Annotated in this window: 21 protein-coding genes, 1 tRNA gene and 1 pseudogene; 15 read left to right on the top strand and 8 right to left on the bottom strand. The window is 63.3% G+C overall.

The genetic code is table 11. The features are described 5' to 3' along the window. Positions 1–415 precede the first annotated feature (415 nt). The 4 genes from KS03_RS33220 to KS03_RS20995 all read right to left on the bottom strand — a co-directional run bounded on the left by KS03_RS33220 (position 416) and on the right by KS03_RS20995 (position 3,565). Positions 416–742 carry a putative type VI secretion system effector gene (locus KS03_RS33220; protein ID WP_308506980.1) on the bottom strand — a complete coding sequence of 109 codons (327 nt, stop codon included), beginning with the start codon at positions 740–742 and terminating at the stop codon, positions 416–418. Positions 743–754: 12 nt separating this feature from the next. Next, on the bottom strand, positions 755–1,513 hold the full coding sequence (locus KS03_RS30280; RefSeq protein WP_012734856.1) for a putative type VI secretion system effector: 759 nt from the start codon (positions 1,511–1,513) through the stop codon (positions 755–757). Next, positions 1,510–2,886 carry a T6SS effector BTH_I2691 family protein gene (locus KS03_RS21000; protein ID WP_017432439.1) on the bottom strand — a complete coding sequence of 459 codons (1,377 nt, stop codon included), beginning with the start codon at positions 2,884–2,886 and terminating at the stop codon, positions 1,510–1,512. The genes KS03_RS30280 and KS03_RS21000 overlap by 4 nt, the downstream gene beginning before the upstream one ends. A gap of 454 nt (positions 2,887–3,340) precedes the next feature. Then, the gene (locus KS03_RS20995) at positions 3,341–3,565 is read right to left on the bottom strand and encodes a hypothetical protein (RefSeq protein WP_012734855.1); all 225 of its coding nucleotides are present in this window, start codon (positions 3,563–3,565) and stop codon (positions 3,341–3,343) included. Between the two features lie 75 nt (positions 3,566–3,640). Here KS03_RS20995 and KS03_RS20990 point away from each other — a divergent pair, with 75 nt between their 5' ends. From KS03_RS20990 to trmB, 6 genes and pseudogenes are all read left to right on the top strand, one after another. Continuing rightward, positions 3,641–4,282 (top strand): hypothetical protein, encoded by a 642-nt coding sequence (locus tag KS03_RS20990; RefSeq protein ID WP_012734854.1) that lies wholly within the window; start codon positions 3,641–3,643, stop codon positions 4,280–4,282. 96 nt (positions 4,283–4,378) lie between these two features. Next, a complete protein-coding gene (locus tag KS03_RS31590; RefSeq protein WP_127913969.1) occupies positions 4,379–4,873 on the top strand; it encodes a hypothetical protein in 495 nt (164 codons plus the stop codon). Positions 4,874–4,964: 91 nt separating this feature from the next. Beyond that, entirely contained in the window at positions 4,965–5,273 is a 309-nt protein-coding gene (locus tag KS03_RS31585; protein WP_127913970.1) for a hypothetical protein, read from the top strand. Positions 5,274–5,520: 247 nt separating this feature from the next. Continuing rightward, positions 5,521–5,595 (top strand) — tRNA-Gly (locus KS03_RS20985). Positions 5,596–5,832: 237 nt separating this feature from the next. Next, positions 5,833–6,435: pseudogene (locus KS03_RS30275) on the top strand (transposase); the annotation flags it as partial. Positions 6,436–7,005: 570 nt separating this feature from the next. Then, positions 7,006–7,788, top strand: a complete 783-nt coding sequence (trmB, locus tag KS03_RS20980; RefSeq protein WP_012734853.1) for a tRNA (guanosine(46)-N7)-methyltransferase TrmB — start codon at positions 7,006–7,008, stop codon at positions 7,786–7,788. A 110-nt stretch (positions 7,789–7,898) separates the two neighbouring features. Here trmB and KS03_RS20975 read toward each other — a convergent pair whose 3' ends face one another. From KS03_RS20975 to KS03_RS20965, 3 genes are all read right to left on the bottom strand, one after another. Beyond that, positions 7,899–8,729 carry an undecaprenyl-diphosphate phosphatase gene (locus KS03_RS20975; RefSeq protein ID WP_012734852.1) on the bottom strand — a complete coding sequence of 277 codons (831 nt, stop codon included), beginning with the start codon at positions 8,727–8,729 and terminating at the stop codon, positions 7,899–7,901. Between the two features lie 90 nt (positions 8,730–8,819). Further along, positions 8,820–9,407 (bottom strand): DUF1439 domain-containing protein, encoded by a 588-nt coding sequence (locus tag KS03_RS20970; RefSeq protein WP_012734851.1) that lies wholly within the window; start codon positions 9,405–9,407, stop codon positions 8,820–8,822. Continuing rightward, positions 9,404–9,736 carry a YkgJ family cysteine cluster protein gene (locus KS03_RS20965; protein WP_012734850.1) on the bottom strand — a complete coding sequence of 111 codons (333 nt, stop codon included), beginning with the start codon at positions 9,734–9,736 and terminating at the stop codon, positions 9,404–9,406. Before KS03_RS20965 ends, KS03_RS20970 begins: the two co-directional genes overlap by 4 nt. A 157-nt stretch (positions 9,737–9,893) precedes the next feature. Between KS03_RS20965 and hemN the strand changes: the two genes are divergently transcribed. The 9 genes from hemN (at position 9,894) to urtE (ending at position 18,928) form a co-directional block, all read left to right on the top strand. Continuing rightward, entirely contained in the window at positions 9,894–11,285 is a 1,392-nt protein-coding gene (hemN, locus tag KS03_RS20960) for an oxygen-independent coproporphyrinogen III oxidase (protein ID WP_012734849.1), read from the top strand. Positions 11,286–11,378: 93 nt separating this feature from the next. Next, positions 11,379–11,636: a hypothetical protein gene (locus KS03_RS20955; protein WP_012734848.1), complete on the top strand. Its 258-nt coding sequence runs from the start codon at positions 11,379–11,381 to the stop codon at positions 11,634–11,636. Positions 11,637–11,741: 105 nt separating this feature from the next. After that, a complete protein-coding gene (locus KS03_RS20950; RefSeq protein ID WP_012734847.1) occupies positions 11,742–12,395 on the top strand; it encodes a protein-L-isoaspartate O-methyltransferase family protein in 654 nt (217 codons plus the stop codon). 29 nt (positions 12,396–12,424) lie between these two features. Continuing rightward, complete coding sequence (locus KS03_RS20945; protein ID WP_026051308.1) at positions 12,425–12,748, top strand: rhodanese-like domain-containing protein; 324 nt, start codon at positions 12,425–12,427, stop codon at positions 12,746–12,748. Between the two features lie 459 nt (positions 12,749–13,207). Then, positions 13,208–14,515, top strand: a complete 1,308-nt coding sequence (urtA, locus tag KS03_RS20940) for an urea ABC transporter substrate-binding protein (RefSeq protein ID WP_012734845.1) — start codon at positions 13,208–13,210, stop codon at positions 14,513–14,515. 73 nt (positions 14,516–14,588) lie between these two features. Continuing rightward, entirely contained in the window at positions 14,589–16,202 is a 1,614-nt protein-coding gene (urtB, locus tag KS03_RS20935; protein WP_012734844.1) for an urea ABC transporter permease subunit UrtB, read from the top strand. Between the two features lie 4 nt (positions 16,203–16,206). Then, entirely contained in the window at positions 16,207–17,385 is a 1,179-nt protein-coding gene (gene urtC / locus KS03_RS20930; RefSeq protein ID WP_012734843.1) for an urea ABC transporter permease subunit UrtC, read from the top strand. Next, on the top strand, positions 17,382–18,212 hold the full coding sequence (gene urtD, locus KS03_RS20925) for an urea ABC transporter ATP-binding protein UrtD (RefSeq protein ID WP_012734842.1): 831 nt from the start codon (positions 17,382–17,384) through the stop codon (positions 18,210–18,212). Before urtC ends, urtD begins: the two co-directional genes overlap by 4 nt. 23 nt (positions 18,213–18,235) lie before the next feature. Next, a complete protein-coding gene (gene urtE, locus KS03_RS20920; protein WP_012734841.1) occupies positions 18,236–18,928 on the top strand; it encodes an urea ABC transporter ATP-binding subunit UrtE in 693 nt (230 codons plus the stop codon). 103 nt (positions 18,929–19,031) lie between these two features. On the opposite strand, the gene hmuQ is transcribed toward urtE, so the two are convergent. Continuing rightward, a complete protein-coding gene (hmuQ, locus tag KS03_RS20915; protein ID WP_012734840.1) occupies positions 19,032–19,346 on the bottom strand; it encodes a heme-degrading protein HmuQ in 315 nt (104 codons plus the stop codon). Positions 19,347–19,434: the final 88 nt, after the last annotated feature.

Here is a 19,434-nt window from a genome sequence, read left to right as displayed (position 1 = left end):
GAAAGCTAAAGTACAGTACACTCAGCGCCGCCGGATCACCCTCCACCTTCCCTTTCTTTGTTACGACTGGAAAATCGATATTCTTGACATCCCTCTACCAAAATGCATCAAAATTACCTTCTACCAATCGAACGAATCCCACAAATTTTCTGGAAACTCGAAACGCGATAATTCCACATATAAGCGAATCAATTGCACACCCCAAAAAATACCAGGCGCAGCACCCTCCCAATTGAAATCATTTCCATACATGAAATATCCTCCTGCAAAAAGCACGAGAAAACGAATAGAATAGCAGTGGCGCGACAAATTTCGCACAAAATAAAAACGAATCTCGATAATGAGCGCACCACCCTCGTGAACAGTGTAGGCGAAGATCTACTATATAATCGCTTGTCCTAAAGATCCCATACCCTTACCAAACTTCTCCGACTTGCTCCGCTACAACCTCAACGTCATCGCCTTCATTAAAGATGGATTGCCAAACCCATGCGCGGACGGATCGCCCATCGAGATCAAACTCCAGCAAGTCGGCTTTTTCAGTCGTATCCATAGCCATACCGCTCAGCCCTGTCGCAATTCCACCCAGCCCAGCGAGGCCTGCAGCCACAGCGGTTGCACCCATTTTGGCGCGATCAGCAGAGGTGAAGAAGAAATCCTGTTTCCGTCGAGCTTTGCGCAGGTTGTGGATGCAACCTTTCAGCAGACGCGTCGGAGAAGGATCAATGCCAGACAGGCTCATTCTCTATTCCACCTATTCATCGTGATATCGAAAATAAAGTACACCAAGCACGGCTGGATCTCCCGGCTTCTTATTCTTCTTTGTAATTGCCGGGAGGTCGATGAACTTGACGTTGCACCACCCGAAGCCTTCAAAAATGCCTTCTGCTAATTTCACGAAACCCATCATCTTTCGGGTAACACGGTAAGCAATAAAACCGTATATTGCCGAAGCCGCCAGCACGCCAACCATAATAGTCGGAAGAGCACTCCACAATACCATCAACGATTTACTACCATCCATCGAATAACCTGCTATGAATAGCATTCCAAAAGCGGCAATAATCAGCGGGATCATACATTTCAAATATATACTGAATGCCGCCCGGTAGTGGGCGTAGCGCCCACGCGAACAATGGGGATGCAACGCGACGATGGCGTCACTTGGCCGGTATAGACCATACCCCTGCCAATGCGTTTCGGTCCACTCTGCTACGACCTGAACCTCATCGTCCTCACTAAAGACGGACCGCCATACCCAAGCCCGTATGGCTTCTCCATCTAGATCAAACTCGAGCAAGTCCGCCTCTTCCGTCGTATCCATGGCCATACCACTGAGGCCGGTGGCGACGCCGCCCAGACCGCCAAGCCCAGCGGCAATCGCTGTCGCGCCCATTCTGGCGCGGTCAGCAGCTGAAAAAAAGAAGTCCTGATTCCGGCGCGTCTTTCGCAGGTTACGAATCCGACCTTTTAACAAACGCGTCGACGCGGATGAAGTGCTTTCTATTTTCATTCAGAACCCTCTCCAGCCTGAAGGCTCAACGATCCCAGCGCCTTCTCGAGTTTTTCATGCTGTTCTCCTGCTTCCCATGGTGGGGAGTTCAGCGAACTACCGAACCAGCAGTTCTTCATCCACGCTTGGAGGTCGTTGTCCGAGAAATACCAGATCAAAACTTGGATCAACGTTATCGCAACGGCAACCTCCCAACCCGCCAGAAACAGTGTGACACGCCCAACACCAATCAGGAATGCACGTTCAGCTATACTCACGATGACATCTCCTGCAACGCCTTTGGTGGCGGTGTCGAATGCCACATTCACCACCCGTTCCACCGCCAAATTGCGCTCGGCGGCGGCCACACCTATAGTTGCGGGCTTGGCGAGAGCCTTATTGTATGCGGTGACTCCGACTATCCCCGCATCAACCTTAACAATCCATATAATCCAGAATTGCCCAGTCATTCGCCCTATAAATGGCACCAATGAAGTAAGCGCGGTCAGTATGTTTCTGGCAGCTGCGGCCAATCCAAGGGCACTCTTTGCAAAATAAAGCATCGCACCTGAAAAGCTCTGTTTTCTTTGATCAAAGATTTTTCCAAAGTCAACCACTCCCCCATTTAGGGCGGCTGCACCACTCAAATATCCCGCAATCGCCTTCAGATTAGTCCAGGTCTGTGTCACATCCTCTGCAAGTGCTGTCGCAGCTTTCGTCGAAACCTGGGAGCATGCCGATGCCGCGGAAAATCCGCTCGCAACCAGCGACGCATAGCCCTCGACGGACTTGTCGGTCTTCGAAAGTGAGGCAGCGAAGGACACCACCTCGATGAATGCAAGGGTGCTCGTAAGCCGAACCGCGCCGACTGCGTCTGCTCCTTCCGACGTTACCTTAACGGCATTCCACTTCGCACGACGCAACTGGCCACTTTCGGCGGAAGCCAGATTATCCAGCGTCTGAGCATACGCGTTAGCGGCAGGAACACCGCGCAGATGCAGCGCGAGGAAATCCACTTTCAGCTTGTTTAACATCGGCAACTCGGTTCTGGTTGCCGTTTTCACCAATTCGATCGCGTCGGTGTGACTAATGCCGACGCGCATCAACATCGCCCCGCGAAGCAGGTAGGTTCCTGCACAATTACCCACCAGCCCGAATCTGGTCCACTTGAACAGCGACGGGGCGATGGCGGTCATCAGCTTGTCGATGTGAAGGGCCTTGAGACCTGCTGCAGCCTTGAAAATCGGATTCTCATGCTCCTTCACCTCCTTCATCTTTTCCCAGAACTCCCAGAACGTCTTGGCCTTCTCAAGAGACTTCGCGATCTTTTCCGCCCATTCGGCAGTCACCTCCATGGGCGTGACCTTATACTTCGACAGACGTGTGTGTTTCAAGCGGCCCGTGGCCAGCGCTCCTTCGTTACTTCAACGGCGAGCGTTCCCCACGACTCCGCGATCGCAGCAGAGGCGTACTGACGTAACGTAAATCCAGTCCATTTGTCCATGCTGCTGGGTCAGGATGGGGCCATCGTGCCAAAGTTGTTTCTCGATTCGCATGCTCTCTCACGTAGTGCGACTGTTGGTTATTCGGTGCAACGACGCAACTTATACACGATATTCCACGGAATGCGCAACCGATTCCGTCAAATACAAGTGATTTGGCTTTCCAATAACAGGTAAAAATAAAAAATTAAAATTCGAATCTCAAATAACCATACATCTCAAAATATAATTTCGAGATTGTGAGCGTGGCGGTCTAGGTACAGGAAAGCGGAGATGCGGTGGCGTTCGAGATGGGCCGCTACGCCGCGCGTCACAACGACCTGGCCGAGTGGGAATAGCGGCCGGCTCATGAGCGACCGCCCGAGTAGATGGCCCACGCTGACTCGATCAACGCCGGAGGGACATCGCCGGTCTCGAATCCCGGCACGTCTTCTAGCAGTGCCAGCAGATGGTTCGTGAACTCGGCCCGCGAAAAATCATTGCCGAACGCGTCTTGGACAGATGCCGCCAGCCCCTGAATCTGATTGGGCGTGAGCGGCGAGAAATCGTCTTGGTGTAGCGTGTCGTCCATGCGACGACTATCCTCAAACAACATGATGCGGGCAACGGCTAGGTCGTTCGCCCATCCGCGTGGGACATATAGTTCATGAGCATCGATCCAAGCATCCTAGACGGCTTCGGCGTCTCAGAAAAAGATATACACTCGTTCGTCACGTCGAACGCCGGCCTCTGCGGCATCGACGTTTCCCGCCTCAGCAAATTCTTGCTCGTTCAGCTGACAAGCGCGTGGAAGCATCGGTCCTGGAACACGTTCGCGGTCGCTGACGTGATCCAACGCATTGAAGGCCGCAGCCCCTACCCCAGCAAGACAGCAAAACCCCGCCAGTTCAAAGGTGATGCTCTGCGCGGACTGTGGAAGGTGCACTTCGTTGATACTCGATTTCTGCTTCGAAATATCTACAACGAATGGGAAATGTTCAGCACGAAAAGCGATAAATTCGAAAAATTGTGCGCTCGAGTTACCGCAGCCGAGGAAGAAAGCCCGTCTCCGCTGGGCAGGCAGGGCCGCCTAGCGCATGAGTTCGTAATGGGGGGATACACACAGCGAACATCCAAGCAGAAGTTGACGGGCGAGTGGCTAATCTTCGGCATACGCGAACAAAAGAACATTTATCTTGCCCTCTGCACTCACTCCGGCAGCCCAGAACAGGACCGCGAAATCTACGATACCCTGTTGAAGCTATGCGGGAACGATTTTCCCGATATTTTCACAAAATCATCCGGATAAACGTTACATCACCGCAAAGCAATTGCAACACTCCAATTAAATTAATTTATCAAATCACAAATTAAAAAGTTTCCGAAAATCAGGGGATTTCCAATCATGAGCAACACAGGCGACGTGACTCAACACCATCACCGAGATTGGCATGGCGCCCACCAACCTTGGGCCTACTGTCAGGAGGCGTTTCGCTGGAAAGGTGAACAAATAGCCGAGATTAACTTCATCCCCTTAGCCAAAGAAATGCGTGCCTGGCTCATGCAGCGCGGAACACTTCGGGTAATTACAAAAGATGATTTTCCAGAAGAAAGTGGTCCAATCAACCACTATACGCTTAGTGGAGCATCGCTTACACTCATCATGGCCCAAGTTGTTAACGCTTGGCATGAGTTCGCGACAAATCCAATAGATCACGATGAAATAAACGCGAAAATTGAACGACTTCGACTATACAACGAGATCGTTTTATATGCAGCAAGAATTTGCGAAGTTACAGTCAAGCAACTACTCTATTGCACTCAAATACCAGAGTCCCTATATAAACGCATGGCCATTGGCGTCTTACTCGCCCCCCTGTCCCGACTGCAAGAAAAATAATGGAAAAACACCTCATCTTATATCATTGGTTGGTTCGTTAGCTCACCCATATCATCTATGCCACGAGTTTGATCATTGCGCGATGAATCACATGGATCTGGCAAACAAACTTCGAAATTCTCAAGCAGCACATTCTGAAATCCAGACACTCAACGCTCGATCCACCAAAGAATCAAAAGATCAACTTTTTAATGAATGCAACGATGTGTTAAATGGATTTACTCACATGCTCTCGCACCTCGAAAAACTCGAAGACAGCATGTTTATAGACCTTGCAGAGAAAGGACAGGCGATCATCTTGCTCAAAATGAATGGCCTTCCTGCGAAAGATTGCAATTTCCGCCTTACACCAGGGGAAAAGTTTGTATACGTCCCCCCGGCAGCACTAGACTCGATATAACGCCTTTCTGGACCGCCGCATGCCTCTTTCTCTGCACATCGAACTCGAAGCGCGCAAGATCGATCCGTCATCGCTTTCACCGCGCGGTCATGCTGAGAAAGCGGTCTAACAAGGAGAAGTGGTCGATCTCTCGAACCACTGCCAGCGACGCCACCGCTCCAGCATCGAGCCATGCCAGTTTCGCTGCCACCGGCCAAGACGCCCCGCTTGCCATCCCCGGCCAAATCCCTGTAGAATTGCGCGTTCTGCGGGCGTCGTATAATGGCCATTACCTCAGCTTCCCAAGCTGATGACGTGGGTTCGATTCCCATCGCCCGCTCCAGTACGGCTGACTCCCTTGCCACGTAAGGCTCCGAGGAATTTCCAGAAGTCACCTTACTCGCAGGCGGCACTCGATCGCCACTCACATCTAGCCCAACGTTTGAGCATCGGAAGCAACTGATGCCCATCTAGACGCCCAGGCTTCATCGCAACAAAAAATCCGGCACCTACTTTTTTTTCGATACACACGTCCCGCTGTGCGCTCGAAGCAGTCGGGGAAAACTTCGGTGTATCTTTCGCTCCGCAACGACAATGCGGACTGCGCGAGTTGTATAACGCGTTGTGTTGGCACGCCAGAGCAAGCGCCCCGTGCTGGTTGCCGCCGACGCATTTCCCGCCATGGGAAGCGGTATCTCAGCAAACACAGCGATGGCTTCGCGCCAGTGGCTTTGCAGCGATGACCGGTAACCTAGGTTCGATCACCCGCGTGGCGCCAACCCTTCAGGGGCAGTTCAGCGCCGTCATCCTTGACGACCCGACACAGCAGTCGACGCGCTAGCGCGGTCCGCGTTCGGGATAGGGCGGCTACGAACGCAAGCGCGGCAGCAAAGCGCATATCGCGGTCGATACCTTGAGACATTTTTGCGCGTGTCCATCACGCCGGCCAACGAGCAAGAGCGTGCTCAGGTTCGGGAGTTGGCGCAGCAGGTCCAGCAGGCTACGGGCAAGACGGTGAAGCTAGCTTTTTGCGGATCAGGGCTACGCCGGGAATGGCGCTGCAACGGCGGCCGGCAACGAAGGCATTGAGTTGCAGGTGGCCAAGCCACCGCAGGCGAAGAAAGGCTTCGTGGTTCCGCTGCGACGCTGGGCTGTTGAACGCAGTTTCGGTCGGCTCAACCGAGAACATTAATTTCGAAGAATTCTCGAATTATCGACAAAAACTTAACGAGTGAGTCATTCTAATTTTTTGGGATTCGAGGCGCTGGATCCAGCCCAACTCGATTCGGGAAACTTCTCACAGCCGCCACCTTGTCACCCCCGTCTTCCGAGGTAGCAAGGTTCTCAAGAAGCAAAATCCCGATAACATCGGCGTTATAGTTGCGAACATTTTCCCCTTTGAAGCGAATATCCCTTCCCTCGAAGACATTACCAAAGCAATCCAGCGCAAATTGATAATTGCCTGTCTCGTTGCAGCGCGATTATTAACAGTCGCAACCATCGGAGTAAAGCCAGCCTCTATCGGAACAGCGCGCGGCCCCTACGCCGCGGCCCAACCTGGACAACCGTCCCCGTCCATGCTACCTTACACGCCCTTTTCGGCCTGCCGTCGCGGCCCGAAACTCGCGCGAAGCCGCCTCACCGAAGGCGGCTTTTTCATACCGGGCCGCCATCGAGCCGGTGCCGGCCGCCGTCCGGCCCATGCATGCGGTACCGGCGCGCGATTCGGCGCGATTCGCCCACACTGAACACCATGATTCACGATTCCGACCCAACCGGCCTGCCGCCGTCCGGCGCCCCCGACGATGCCCGCGAGCCCGACCGCGACGCCGCCGGCGCATCGTCCGACGACACGAATCCGCCGCACTTGCGCCGCATCCGCAGCTTCGTGACGCGTGCCGGCCGCGTATCCACGGGTCAGCGCCGCGCGCTCGACGAATTCGGCCCGCGCTACCTGGTGCCCTACGCGCCCGCGCAGCCGGACTGGGCGGCGGTGTTCGGCCGCGAGGCGCCACGCATCCTCGAGATCGGCTTCGGCATGGGCGCGTCGACGGCCGAGATCGCCGCGCATCGCCGCGACGACGATTTCCTCGGCGTGGAAGTTCACGAACCGGGCGTGGGCGCGCTGCTGAAGCTGATCGGCGAACAGGGGCTGAGCAACATCCGGATCATCCAGCACGACGCGGTCGAGGTGCTCGAGAACATGCTCGCACCGGACAGCCTCGACGGCGTCCACATCTTCTTCCCCGATCCGTGGCACAAGGCACGCCATCACAAGCGCCGCCTGATCCAGCCGCCGTTCGTGGCGCAGCTCGTGTCGCGGCTCAAGCCCGGTGCCTATCTCCATTGCGCGACCGACTGGCAGAACTACGCCGAGCAGATGCTGGAAGTGCTCGGCGCCGAGCCGCAACTCGAGAACACCGCCGACGGCTACGCACCACGCCCCGACTACCGCCCCGTCACCAAGTTCGAGCGGCGCGGCCTGCGGCTCGGGCACGGCGTCTGGGACCTGGTGTTCCGCAAGCGCGCCGGCTGAGCCCGGCACCGCGCCGAAGCCCGGAAGGCCGCAATGCCAAAGCGGCAGCGCACCGATCGCGATGCGTTGCCGCTTTTTTCATGGCGCCGGCCGCCGCCGGCCGCCATCGCTCAGTTCCAGTTCAACCAGCCGCTGTAGCCCACCAGCAGCACGACCAGCCCGAACACGATCCGATACCACGCGAATACGGTGAAATCGTGCGAGGCCACGTAGCGCAGCAGCCAGCGCACGCAGGCGAACGCGCTCACGAACGCGGCTGCGAGACCGATCGCGAACAGCCCGACCGAATCGGCCGAGAACGCGTGCCAGTCCTTCACGGTTTCGTAGAGCGTCGCGCCGAAGATGATCGGAATCGCGAGGAAGAACGAGAATTCGGTGGCCACGCGCCGGTCGAGCCCGGCCAGCATGCCGCCGATGATGGTGGCACCGGAGCGCGACACGCCGGGAATCAGCGCGCAACATTGCGCGAGACCGACCTTCAGCGCGTCGAGCGGAGTCAGCGCATCGATCGATATCACCCTCGCCGGCGCGCGGCGCTCGCGCTGGCGCGCCTCGGCCCACAGGATCACGGCGCCGCCCGCGACCAGCGCGAACGCGACCGGCACCGGCGAGAACAGCGCGCGCTTGATGGCCTTTTCCAGCAGCAGCGCGAGCACGACGGCGGGCAGCGTGGCGATCACGACGTTGAGCGCGAAGCGCCGCGCCTCGGGCCGCGACGGCAGCCCCGCCACCACGGTGCCGATGCGGCGCCGGTATTCCCAGCAGACCGCCAGGATCGCCCCGAACTGGATCACCACGTCGAAGGTTTTGGCCTGATCGGCATTGAAATCGAGAAAGCTGCCGGCGACGATCAGATGGCCGGTGCTCGAAACGGGCAGAAATTCGGTCAAGCCCTCGACCACGCCGAGTATCAGCGCCTTGCAGATCAGTATCCAGTCCATCGGTTGCCCGTTCATCAGAGTTGCGGAAAACAGGGCCGCCGCCGGTACTGTGACCCGGCACGCGGCCCGCCCGGCCGCGCGCCGACCCCGTCACTTCTCGACGATCTCGACGCGTATACCGTTTGTAAGAATCGTAATTGTACCGGGTTCGTAGTTCACGCCGGCGAATTGCAGTTGCTCGGGCTTGAAGGTGTAGATCGGATAATTGGTCAGCAGTTGCGTGGCGAGCAGCCCGGCGGCCTGGCCGACCTGGGCGGTGTAGGCCTGCGCGTCGCCGTCGAGGTGAACGCTGTCGACGGCCGGCGCACGCAGCACCACCGAGAGGCTCGCAGGATCGTAAGCAAGCTGTGCCGAGACGGTAAACAGGCCGCTCACGGGCTCGCTCAGGAACGGGCTCGCGAAGCGCGCGTCGAGCTGCACGGCGACGCGGTTCTGTTCGGGCAGCAGGCTCACGGCGGGATTCGCGAGCGCGACCTCGAACACCTGTGAGACGGTGTGCTGGTATGGAAACTTGCGCGCCACGGCCCGCTGCACGTCCGATTTCGAGAACGTATAGTGGTTCGGGATGAACGGAAACGTAGGCGTCGCGCCGCAGGCGGTCAGCGACACCGATCCACCGAGGACCGCGAGCGCGGCAAGCGCGAGGCGGCGCCGGCGGCTCGTCCGGGAAAGCGTCATGCGGATTCTCCTGCTGCTGGCGAGCCGGGGCGTGTCGCGGCCTCGAGCCGGGTCAGCCACGCGAGCGCCTCGTCGCGCGAGCCGCCGCACATCTCGTCGTCGGGCTGCAGCCCCGAGCAGCAGGCGGGCCGCCCGGGCTGCCCGAAGATCGCGCAGCGCAGATCGTCGCCGAGCTGCGCGCAGCGCTCGCCCGCGGGCTTGCCCGCCGGCATGCCGGGAATCGGGCTCGAGATCGACGGCGCGATGCAGCAGGCGCCGCAGCCTTCTCGGCAGGCATGGGCGGCGGCGCGCGCGGGCGCCGCGAGTTCGGAGTGGACTGCCGGGTTCACGTCACTGGCTCATACGGGATCGAACAGGCGGCGGGCCATTTCCCCGCCGCGCGAACCCGCATTGTGCCATCTCAAACTCCATCGAGACCGGACGCCCTCGATCGCGCGCCGCGCCACTAGACTGAACCGCGTCGCCCGTCGCCTGTCGATTCCCATCATGACGTCCTGCTCCCGATCCCCGTTGTTCCGGCCCGATTTGCTGGCGAAGTACGCGATACCGGGCCCGCGGTACACCTCGTACCCGACCGCGCTGCAGTTCGACGAGGCCTTCGATCCCGGCCATTACGCGCGCGCGGCGGCCGATCCCGGCGCGGCGGCGAGCGAGCTGTCACTCTACGTCCACATCCCGTTCTGCGCGACGGCCTGCTTCTACTGCGGCTGCAACCGGATCGCGACCGGCAACCGCGCGCACGCGGTGCCCTATCTCGAACGGCTCAAGCGCGAGCTGGCGCTGCAGGCCGAACGCTTCGACCCGGACCGCGTGATCACGCAGCTGCATTGGGGCGGCGGCACGCCGACCTTCCTGTCCGATGCGCAGACGGCCGAGCTGATGGCCGCCACGCGCGCCTGCTTTCCGATCGCTGCGGACGACGAGGCCGAGATCTCGATCGAGATCGACCCGCGCACGGCCGTACCGGCCACGCTCGCGCACCTGCGCATGCAGGGCTTCAACCGGCTGAGCCTCGGCGTGCAGGACGTCGATGCCGAGGTGCAGCGCTCGATCAACCGGGTCCAGCCGATCGAGCGCACTGCCAGCCTGATTGCGGCGGCGCGGCTGGTCGGCTACCGCTCGATCAGCGTCGACCTGATCTACGGGCTGCCGAGGCAGAGCGTGGCCACCTTCGCGCGCACGCTCGACACCGTGATCGAACTCGCGCCGGACCGGATTTCCGTGTTCGGCTACGCGCATCTGCCGCAGCTGTTCAAGATGCAGCGCCGCATCGACGAGGCGCAGCTGCCGCCGCCGGCCGAGCGCGTCGCGCTGCTCGGCCTCGCCATCGAAATGCTGACTGAGGCCGGCTACGTCTACATCGGCATGGATCATTTCGCGCGGCCCGGCGACGAGCTGGTGGCCGCGCAGCGCAACGGCACGCTGCAACGCAACTTCCAGGGCTACAGCACGCGCGCGGACACCGACCTGATCGGCGTGGGCGTGTCGTCGATCGGCAAGGTCGGCGACGTCTACGCGCAGAACGCCAAGGACCTGGCCGCCTGGGGCGCGGCGCTCGACGCGGGCCGGCTGCCGATCGCGCGCGGCGTGCGGCTTTCGGTGGACGACCGCCTGCGCCGCGACGTCATCATGCGGCTCATGTGCAACCTGACGCTGCCGTTCGCCGAACTGGAAGCCGCCTACGGGATCCGCTTCGCCGAGCGCTTCACGCGCGAACTCGAAGCGCTCGGTGATTTCGAGCGCGATGGGCTGCTCACGATCGAACCCGACCGGCTGACGATCCACCCGGTCGGGCGCCTGTTCGTGCGCAATATCGCGATGGCGTTCGACGCCTACCTGTCGACAGCCAGCGCCGGGCGCTGCTCGCGCACCGTCTGAAACCGGCGCGGGGCTCACCGGGCCGGCGGCCGGCGCCGCGGCCCGCCATCTGCGCTAAAGTGACGGTTTCCCGCCGCTCCTTGCTCCACCACGATGCGCACGACCAAAGCGACCCTCGCGGTCGAACGCCTGAAGACCCGCACCGGCAACGCCCGCTACGCCGCCGTCAGCGTGCCGGGCGACCTGTTCTACCTGACCGACCGCTCGAGCGGCACCGCCGAGAAGCTTTGCGCGCCGCTGCCGCCCGACGAGTTCGTCGCGTTCGTCAACGCCATCGCGCCACCGGCACCGCGCAAGGCGAGCAAGCTCGACACGACGTTCGAGGAGAAGATCCGCAACGCCAAACGCTGACGCCCCGCAGCGCGGCGGCCCTGTTCCGGCGCTGAAATCGGCCGCCGTTTGGTACAATCGCCGCGTTAATCTCCCCGCTGACGGCCGCTTTGCGGCATGACCACCATGAACATCGAAAATGCGCGCTTCAACATGATCGAACAGCAGATCCGGCCGTGGGACGTGCTGGATCAGGAGGTCCTGAGCCTGCTGTCGGTCGTCAAGCGTGAACAGTACGTGCCCGCGGTGTATCGCGATCTCGCGTTCGCCGATCTCGAACTGCCGCTGCCCGGCGGCCAGAAGATGCTCGCGCCGCGCGTCGAGGCGCGCATGCTGCAGGAACTCGCGGTGAAGAAGCACGAGAGCATCCTCGAAATCGGCGCCGGCTCCGGCTACATGGCCGCGCTGCTCGCCCACCGGGGCCAGCACGTGGTGACGGTCGACATCGATCCCGAACTCGTGCGGTTCGCCACCGACAATCTGCGCAACAACGGCGTGACGAACGTCGAGGTGGTGCTCGGCGACGCCGCGCGCGGCCTGCCCGAGAAAGGCCCCTACGACGTGATCTGCGTATCGGGCGGCCTGCCGATGGTGCCGCAGGAACTGCTCGAACAGCTGAAGGTGGGCGGCCGGCTCGCCGCCTTCGTCGGCTCGCGGCCGGTCATGAAGGCGCAGATCATCACGCGCATCGACGACAAGCAGTTCCGCGTCGCCGACGTGTTCGAAACCTACGTCGACCACCTCGTCAACGCGATGGAGCCGTCGCGCTTCCGCTTCTGATTCCCGCTGACCCGCTCACGCCCATGCCGATGCAGATCCTGACCGCCCCCGCGCTGGCCGCCTGGCTCGCCGATCCGTCGCGCCCCGCGCCCGTCGTGCTCGACGTGCGCGAACCATGGGAGGTCGCGACCGCGAGCCTCGCCGGCAGCGTGTCGATCCCGATGCAGCAGATCCCCGCGCGCAGCGAGGAACTCGATGACGAGGCCGAGATCGTCTGCGTCTGCCATCACGGCATGCGCAGCGCGCAGGTCGCGATGTTCCTCGAATCGCGCGGCTTCACGAAGCTCTACAACCTGCAAGGCGGCATCGACGCGTGGTCGCGCGACGTCGACCCTTCGGTGCCGCGCTACTGATGCACCGGTGTCGCGCCGTGCCGCGACGCCCACGGTAGCCGATCCCGCGACGCCGCGGCCCTGACCGGCCGCGGCGTCGGCGCTTTCGGGCCACGCGGTTCCGCGCGCATCGTTCAGGCCGTACCGTATGGCTGGGCTGTTGCGCCTTGCCGTGATGTCGTGCGCCATGCACCGCCTGCGTGCGCCGCGTGTTGCCGGCGCCGTGCCGGCCGCCGCAGCGCCGCCGAGCCCCCCCTTCGCGCGACGATCGCGCACGATCGCGCACCAATGCACCAGCTTCGCCCGCGCCGCTGCACCGCCACGGCCCCCGCCCCGCCGGCATGGCTACGCGCGGCACCGCCAAACCGCCGGTGAAACCGCGCCGGCAACGGCTTTGCCCGCCTCTGGCACATGCCTTGCATTACCCCTGCCCGACAGCGCCGGCCGGCGCACACATGCCAACACGTCAAGGGGAAGTCGATGAAGCGTCGCAGTCTGTTGAAGGTCGGTTCGATGGCGGGTGCCCTCACGCTCGCGGGGCGCATTCCGCTGGCGCGTGCCGCTCAGGACACGGGCCCGATCAAGGTTGGCATCCTGCATTCGCTGTCGGGCACGATGGCGATCTCCGAGACCTCGCTGAAGGACACCGCGTTGATGACCATCGCGCAGATCAATCAGGCCGGCGGCGTGATGGGGCGCCAGCTCCAGCCGGTGGTGGTCGATCCCGCCTCCAACTGGCCGCTGTTCGCCGAGAAGGCCCGCAGCCTGCTCACCCAGGACAAGGTCGCCGTCGTGTTCGGCTGCTGGACCTCGGTCTCGCGCAAGTCGGTGCTGCCCGTGTTCGAGGAACTCAACGGCCTGCTCTTCTATCCGGTCCAGTACGAGGGCGAGGAGATGTCGCGCAACGTGTTCTACACCGGCGCCGCACCCAACCAGCAGGCCATCCCCGCCACCGAATACCTGATGAGCGCCGAAGGCGGCGGCGCCAAGCGCTTCTTCCTGCTCGGCACCGACTACGTCTACCCGCGCACCACCAACAAGATCCTGCGCGCCTTCCTGAAGTCCAAGGGCGTGCAGGACGCCGACATCCAGGAGGTCTACACCCCGTTCGGCCATAGCGACTACCAGACCATCGTCGCGAACATCCGCACCTTCTCCCAGGGCGGCAAGACCTGCGTGATCTCCACCATCAACGGCGACTCCAACGTGCCGTTCTACAAGGAACTCGGCAACCAGGGCCTCAAGGCCACCGACGTGCCGGTGGTGGCCTTCTCGGTCGGCGAGGAGGAACTGCGCGGCATCGACACCAAGCCGCTGGTCGGCAACCTCGCCGCCTGGAACTACTTCATGTCGCTGCGCAACCCCGAGAACACCAAGTTCAAGGCGATGTTCGCCGACTGGGTGAAGAAGAACAACCTGCCCGGCGGCGCCAAGCGCGTCACCAACGACCCGATGGAGGCCACCTACGTGGGCATCCACATGTGGAAACAGGCCGTGGAGAAGGCCAAAAGCGTCGACGTCGACAAGGTGCGCACGGCCATGGTGGGCCAGAAGTTCGCCGCCCCCTCGGGCTTCGTGCTGGAGATGGACGGCAACCACCACCTGCACAAGCCGGTCATGATCGGCGAGATCCGCGCCGACGGCCAGTTCAACGTGGTCTGGCGCACCAAGACCACGATCCGCGCCCAGCCGTGGAGCCCTTATATCCCGGGCAACGCCGGCAAGCCCGACGTGGTCAGCTCGATCGGCGAGTTCCTGCGCCGCCGCCGCGCCGCCGCGCTCGCGTAACTCGCCACGCCGGGACCTGGGGCGCGCAGTCGGCGCCCTGTCCCGCGATGTCCTCGCTCGACGGATCCTGCTCATGACTCTGCGCCCCCTCCTGCGGCTGCTGCTGGTTTGCGCGGCATGCGCGCTCGGCAGCCCCGCCGCCTTCGCGCTCCAGGCCGCCGACGCGGCCGCGCTGGCCGGCGACGACTTCGACGCGAAGCTCGCCGCCATCGACCACCTCGCCGCGGCCGACGACGCCGCGTCGGTCGCGCTGCTGCACGCGCTCGCCGACGGCGCCGCGCTCGCCACCGACAGCCGCAGGCTGCTGCTGCAGGCCGACGACGGCAGCACCCGCGACGCGCTCTCGGGCGCCGTGGTGCCGCCCGGCGACGCCCAGCCCGTCACGCTCAACAACCTGCTGCGCAGCAAGGTCGCCGGCGCGCTGTCCGGCCTCGCGCTCGCCTCGCCCGATCTCGCCACCCGCACGGCCGCCATCGACGCGCTGCTGAAGAATCCGGACGCCTCGGAAAAGCCGCTGATCGACCGTGCCCGCGCGAAGGAAACCGACCCCACGCTCAAGCACCGGCTCGACGCGCTGTGGGCGATCGCCGCGCTGCACGACGCCGATCCCGCCAAGCGCCTCGAGGCGGTGCAACTGGTAGCCGCGCGCCACGATCTCGACATGATCGAGCAACTGCGCCCGCTGGTGGCCAAGCGGCCCGACGGCAGCGACGCCGAACCCGACGCGCGCGTGCGCGAGGCCGCCCAGCAGGGGCTCGACGCGCTGCACGCGCTGCAGGAGCGCGGCGAGCTCGCCAGCACGCTGTTCGCGGGGCTCTCGCTCGGCAGCGTGCTGCTGCTCGCCGCGCTGGGCCTCGCCATCACCTACGGCCTGATCGGCGTGATCAACATGGCGCACGGCGAATTCCTGATGATCGGCGCCTATGCCACCTACGTGGTGCAGACGCTGTTCCAGCGCTACGCGCCGGGCGCCTTCGACTGGTACCCGCTGGTGGCCATGCCGGCCTCGTTCGCGGCCGCCGCGCTCGTCGGCATCGTGCTGGAGCGCAGCGTGCTGCGCCATCTCTACGGCCGTCCGCTCGAAACGCTGCTGGCCACCTTCGGCGTGAGCCTGATTTTGATCCAGGCCACGCGCATGATCTTCGGGGCGCAGAACGTGCAGGTGGCCAATCCCGCCTGGATGAGCGGCGGCGTGACGGTGATGCAGAACCTGATCCTGCCGTACAACCGCATCGTAATCCTCGCGTTCTCGCTGGCGGTGGTGGCGGTGGCCTGGGGCGTGCTGACCCGGACCCGGCTCGGCCTGTTCGTGCGCGCGGTCACGCAGAACCGCCGGATGGCCGCCTGCGTCGGCGTGAAGACGGCGCGCGTCGATGCCTATGCGTTCGCGTTCGGCGCCGGCATCGCCGGGCTCGGCGGCTGCGCGCTCTCGCAGATCGGCAACGTCGGCCCCGACCTCGGCCAGAACTACATCATCGATTCGTTCATGGCGGTGGTGCTCGGCGGCGTCGGCCAGATCGCCGGCACGGTGGTGGGCGGCTTCGGCCTCGGGCTCGTCAGCAAGGCCATCGAGCCGTTCTGGGGCGCCGTGCTCGCCAAGATCGCCGTGCTCGTGATGATCGTGCTGTTCATCCAGAAGCGCCCGCAGGGCATGTTCGCCCTGAAGGGCCGCAGCGCGGAGGCTTGACGCGATGACTTCGATCACCTCCTCCCCGCTGGCACCGGCCACGGTGCCCACGCCCGCGCCCGCCGGCGCGCCCGGCTTCGCGCTCGGCCTGCCGCCGCGCGCGGCGCTGCTCTCGCGCCGCGCCTGGCTCGCGCTCGTCGCGCTGTGCCTGGCGATCGGCGTCGGCGTGCCGCTCGCCGCGCTGGTCGCGCCCGAGACGAGCGCGTTCCACCTGTCGGCCTATGCCATGACGATCGCCGGCAAGTTCATGTGCTACGCGATCGGCGCGCTCGCGCTCGACCTGGTGTGGGGCTACTGCGGCATCCTGAGCCTCGGCCACGGCCTGTTCTTCGCGCTCGGCGGCTACGCGATCGGCATGTACCTGATGCGCGAAATCGGCCACGACGGCGTGTACGGCAGCAGCCTGCCCGACTTCATGGTGTTCCTGAACTGGAAGTCGCTGCCGTGGTACTGGCACGGCTCCGATCATCTGGCCGTCGCGCTCGCGCTGGTGGTGCTCGCGCCCGCCGTGGTGGCCTGGGTGTTCGGCTTCTTCACGTTCCGCTCGCGCGTGAAGGGCGTGTACCTGTCGATCATCACGCAGGCCATGACGTTCGCCGCCATGCTGCTGTTCTACCGCAACGAGACCGGCTTCGGCGGCAACAACGGCTTCACCGACTTCAAGCGCATCGCCGGCTTCGGCATCACCTCGCCCGGCACGCGCACGGTGCTGCTGCTGCTGACCTTCGCCACCCTGGTGCTGGCCTTCGTGGCCGCGCGCGCGATCGTCACCTCCAAGCTCGGCCGCGTGGTCACCGCCGTGCGCGACGGCGAAACGCGCCTGATGTTCCTCGGCTACAGCCCGCTCGCCTACAAGCTGTTCGTGTGGACCGTGTCGGCGGTGCTGTGCGGCATCGCCGGCGCCCTGTACGTGCCGCAGGTCGGCATCATCAATCCCGGCGAGATGTCGCCGGGCAACTCGATCGAGATGGCGATCTGGGTGGCCGTGGGCGGGCGCGGCACGCTGATCGGGCCGATCCTCGGCGCGTTTGCCGTGAACGGCGCGAAGAGCTTCTTCACCGCCTACTTCGCCGAATACTGGCTGTTCTTCCTCGGCCTGATCTTCGTGCTGGTGCCGCTCTTGATGCCGCGCGGCATCGTCGGCCTGGCCGATTCCCTCCTGAAGCGCGGAGCACGCCGATGAGCACGCACGCCACCGCCCTCGCCGTGAGCGGCGTGGCCTCGATGGCGCGCGTGGTCGAGCCGGGCGCGATCGACACCTCGCACGGCACGATCCTCTACCTGGAGGACATCGAGGTCAGCTTCGACGGCTTTCGCGCGCTCAGGAAGCTCTCGCTCGCGATCGACGCGGGCGAGCTGCGCTGCGTGATCGGCCCGAACGGCGCCGGCAAGACCACCATGATGGACGTGATCACCGGCAAGACGCGGCCGGACTCGGGCAAGGTGTTCCTCGGCCAGACCATCGACCTCGCGCGGATGAGCGAGCCCGAGATCGCGCGCATCGGCATCGGCCGCAAGTTCCAGAAGCCGACCGTGTTCGAGGCGCATCCGGTGTGGGAGAACCTCGAACTGGCGATGAAGGCCGACAAGGGGTGGCTCGCCTCGCTGCGCGCGCGGCTCGATCGCGCGGCGCAGGCCCGCATCGAGGCCACGCTCGAACTGATCAAGCTCGAGGACAGCGCCTACCGGCTCGCGGGCGAGCTCTCGCACGGCCAGAAGCAGCGGCTCGAGATCGGCATGCTGCTGATGCAGCAGCCCGCGCTGCTGCTGCTCGACGAGCCGGCCGCGGGCATGACCGACCACGAGACGATGGAGCTCGCGCAGTTGCTCAACCGGCTGCGCGGCACCTGCTCGATGATGGTGGTGGAACACGACATGGAATTCGTCGCGGCGCTGGCCGGCGAGAGCGGCCGCGTGACCGTGATGGCCGAAGGCGCGGTGCTCTCGCAGGGCACGCTCGAGCAGGTCAAGCGCGACCCGGCCGTGATCGAGTCGTACCTCGGACGCTGAAGCACAAGGATTCACGACAAGCCATGCTGAAGATCGAATCGCTGAACCAGTACTACGGCGGCAGCCACATCCTGCGCGACGTGAACCTGAGCGCCGAAGCGGGCAAGCTGACCGTGCTGCTCGGCCGCAACGGGGTGGGCAAGACCACGCTGCTGCGCTGCGTGATGGGGGTGGTGGCCGCCCGCGGCGGCACGATCGCCTGGGACGGCCGCGCGCTCGACGCGCTCGCGCCGCATGCGCGCGTGGCCGCCGGCCTGGCCTACGTGCCGCAGGGCCGCGATATCTTTCCGCGCCTGACGGTGGAGGAAAACCTGCTGGTGGGCGCGGCGAGCCGCAAGGCGCCGTCGAAGGTGCCGCAGCGGATCTACGAGCTGTTCCCGGTGCTGAAGGAAATGCGCGCACGGCGCGGCGGCGACCTGTCGGGCGGCCAGCAGCAACAGCTGGCGATCGGCCGTGCGCTGATGAGCGAGCCGCAGCTGCTGATCCTCGACGAGCCGACCGAGGGCATCCAGCCGTCGATCATCCAGGACATCGGCCGCACGCTGCGGCAGCTGGTTGACGAGACCGGGATGACGGTGCTGCTGGTGGAGCAGTATTACGACTTCGCGCGCTCGATCGCCGACCATTACTGGGTGATGAGCCGCGGCGAGATCGTGGCGGGCGGCGCGGCCAGCGAGATGGAGCGCAACGGCGTGCGCGAGTTGATCGCGGTCTGACGACCGCGCCCGGCTGCACGCCAATGCCCGCGGGCGGTAAGGACGGCGAAGGCGGCCGGCACGGGCCAGGCCGCGGCCGCGCCGGCATCCGAGCCGCGCTGCCTCAGGCGACGGTCTGGATGACCTCGAAGCCCTCGAACTCGGGATGGCCGAGATAGAGCGGGCGCTTGGCGCCGCCCGCATTGCGGTGCGCCGCGCGAAACGCCTCGGACTGGGTCCAGGCCGTGAAGGCGGCCTGATCGGCCCAGATCGTATGGCTCGCGTAGAGCACGTGGTCGTCGCGCACCGGGCCGCGCAGCAGATGGAACTCCACGAAGCCCGGCACCTGCTGGAGCTGCGAGTCGCGCTCCAGCCAGACCTGTTCGAAATCCTTCTCGGAACCCAATGCCACCTTGAAACGATTCATTGCAATATACATGCGCTCGATTCCTGTTGGCCGGCGATTCGCGCGGCAGGTTGACGACGCCCTCGGGCAGACCGCGAAAGTGTACCGTGCCGTCCCGCGC

The sequence above is a fragment of the Burkholderia glumae LMG 2196 = ATCC 33617 genome (genome assembly GCF_000960995.1).
GTDB lineage: Bacteria > Pseudomonadota > Gammaproteobacteria > Burkholderiales > Burkholderiaceae > Burkholderia > Burkholderia glumae.
Note: the sequence above shows the minus strand (reverse complement) of the source record. Positions and strands in the feature narration are given on the sequence as shown.

Coding starts and splice junctions, on each gene's coding strand:
- KS03_RS33220 (WP_308506980.1), bottom strand. CDS start 742: ATGAGCCTGTCTGGCATTGATCCTTCTCCGACGCGTCTGCTGAAAGGT.
- KS03_RS30280 (WP_012734856.1), bottom strand. CDS start 1,513: ATGAAAATAGAAAGCACTTCATCCGCGTCGACGCGTTTGTTAAAAGGT.
- KS03_RS20995 (WP_012734855.1), bottom strand. CDS start 3,565: ATGGACGACACGCTACACCAAGACGATTTCTCGCCGCTCACGCCCAAT.
- KS03_RS20990 (WP_012734854.1), top strand. CDS start 3,641: ATGAGCATCGATCCAAGCATCCTAGACGGCTTCGGCGTCTCAGAAAAA.
- KS03_RS31590 (WP_127913969.1), top strand. CDS start 4,379: ATGAGCAACACAGGCGACGTGACTCAACACCATCACCGAGATTGGCAT.
- KS03_RS31585 (WP_127913970.1), top strand. CDS start 4,965: ATGGATCTGGCAAACAAACTTCGAAATTCTCAAGCAGCACATTCTGAA.
- trmB (WP_012734853.1), top strand. CDS start 7,006: ATGATTCACGATTCCGACCCAACCGGCCTGCCGCCGTCCGGCGCCCCC.
- KS03_RS20975 (WP_012734852.1), bottom strand. CDS start 8,729: ATGGACTGGATACTGATCTGCAAGGCGCTGATACTCGGCGTGGTCGAG.
- KS03_RS20970 (WP_012734851.1), bottom strand. CDS start 9,407: ATGACGCTTTCCCGGACGAGCCGCCGGCGCCGCCTCGCGCTTGCCGCG.
- hemN (WP_012734849.1), top strand. CDS start 9,894: ATGACGTCCTGCTCCCGATCCCCGTTGTTCCGGCCCGATTTGCTGGCG.
- KS03_RS20955 (WP_012734848.1), top strand. CDS start 11,379: ATGCGCACGACCAAAGCGACCCTCGCGGTCGAACGCCTGAAGACCCGC.
- KS03_RS20950 (WP_012734847.1), top strand. CDS start 11,742: ATGAACATCGAAAATGCGCGCTTCAACATGATCGAACAGCAGATCCGG.
- KS03_RS20945 (WP_026051308.1), top strand. CDS start 12,425: ATGCAGATCCTGACCGCCCCCGCGCTGGCCGCCTGGCTCGCCGATCCG.
- urtA (WP_012734845.1), top strand. CDS start 13,208: ATGAAGCGTCGCAGTCTGTTGAAGGTCGGTTCGATGGCGGGTGCCCTC.
- urtB (WP_012734844.1), top strand. CDS start 14,589: ATGACTCTGCGCCCCCTCCTGCGGCTGCTGCTGGTTTGCGCGGCATGC.
- urtC (WP_012734843.1), top strand. CDS start 16,207: ATGACTTCGATCACCTCCTCCCCGCTGGCACCGGCCACGGTGCCCACG.
- urtD (WP_012734842.1), top strand. CDS start 17,382: ATGAGCACGCACGCCACCGCCCTCGCCGTGAGCGGCGTGGCCTCGATG.
- urtE (WP_012734841.1), top strand. CDS start 18,236: ATGCTGAAGATCGAATCGCTGAACCAGTACTACGGCGGCAGCCACATC.
- hmuQ (WP_012734840.1), bottom strand. CDS start 19,346: ATGTATATTGCAATGAATCGTTTCAAGGTGGCATTGGGTTCCGAGAAG.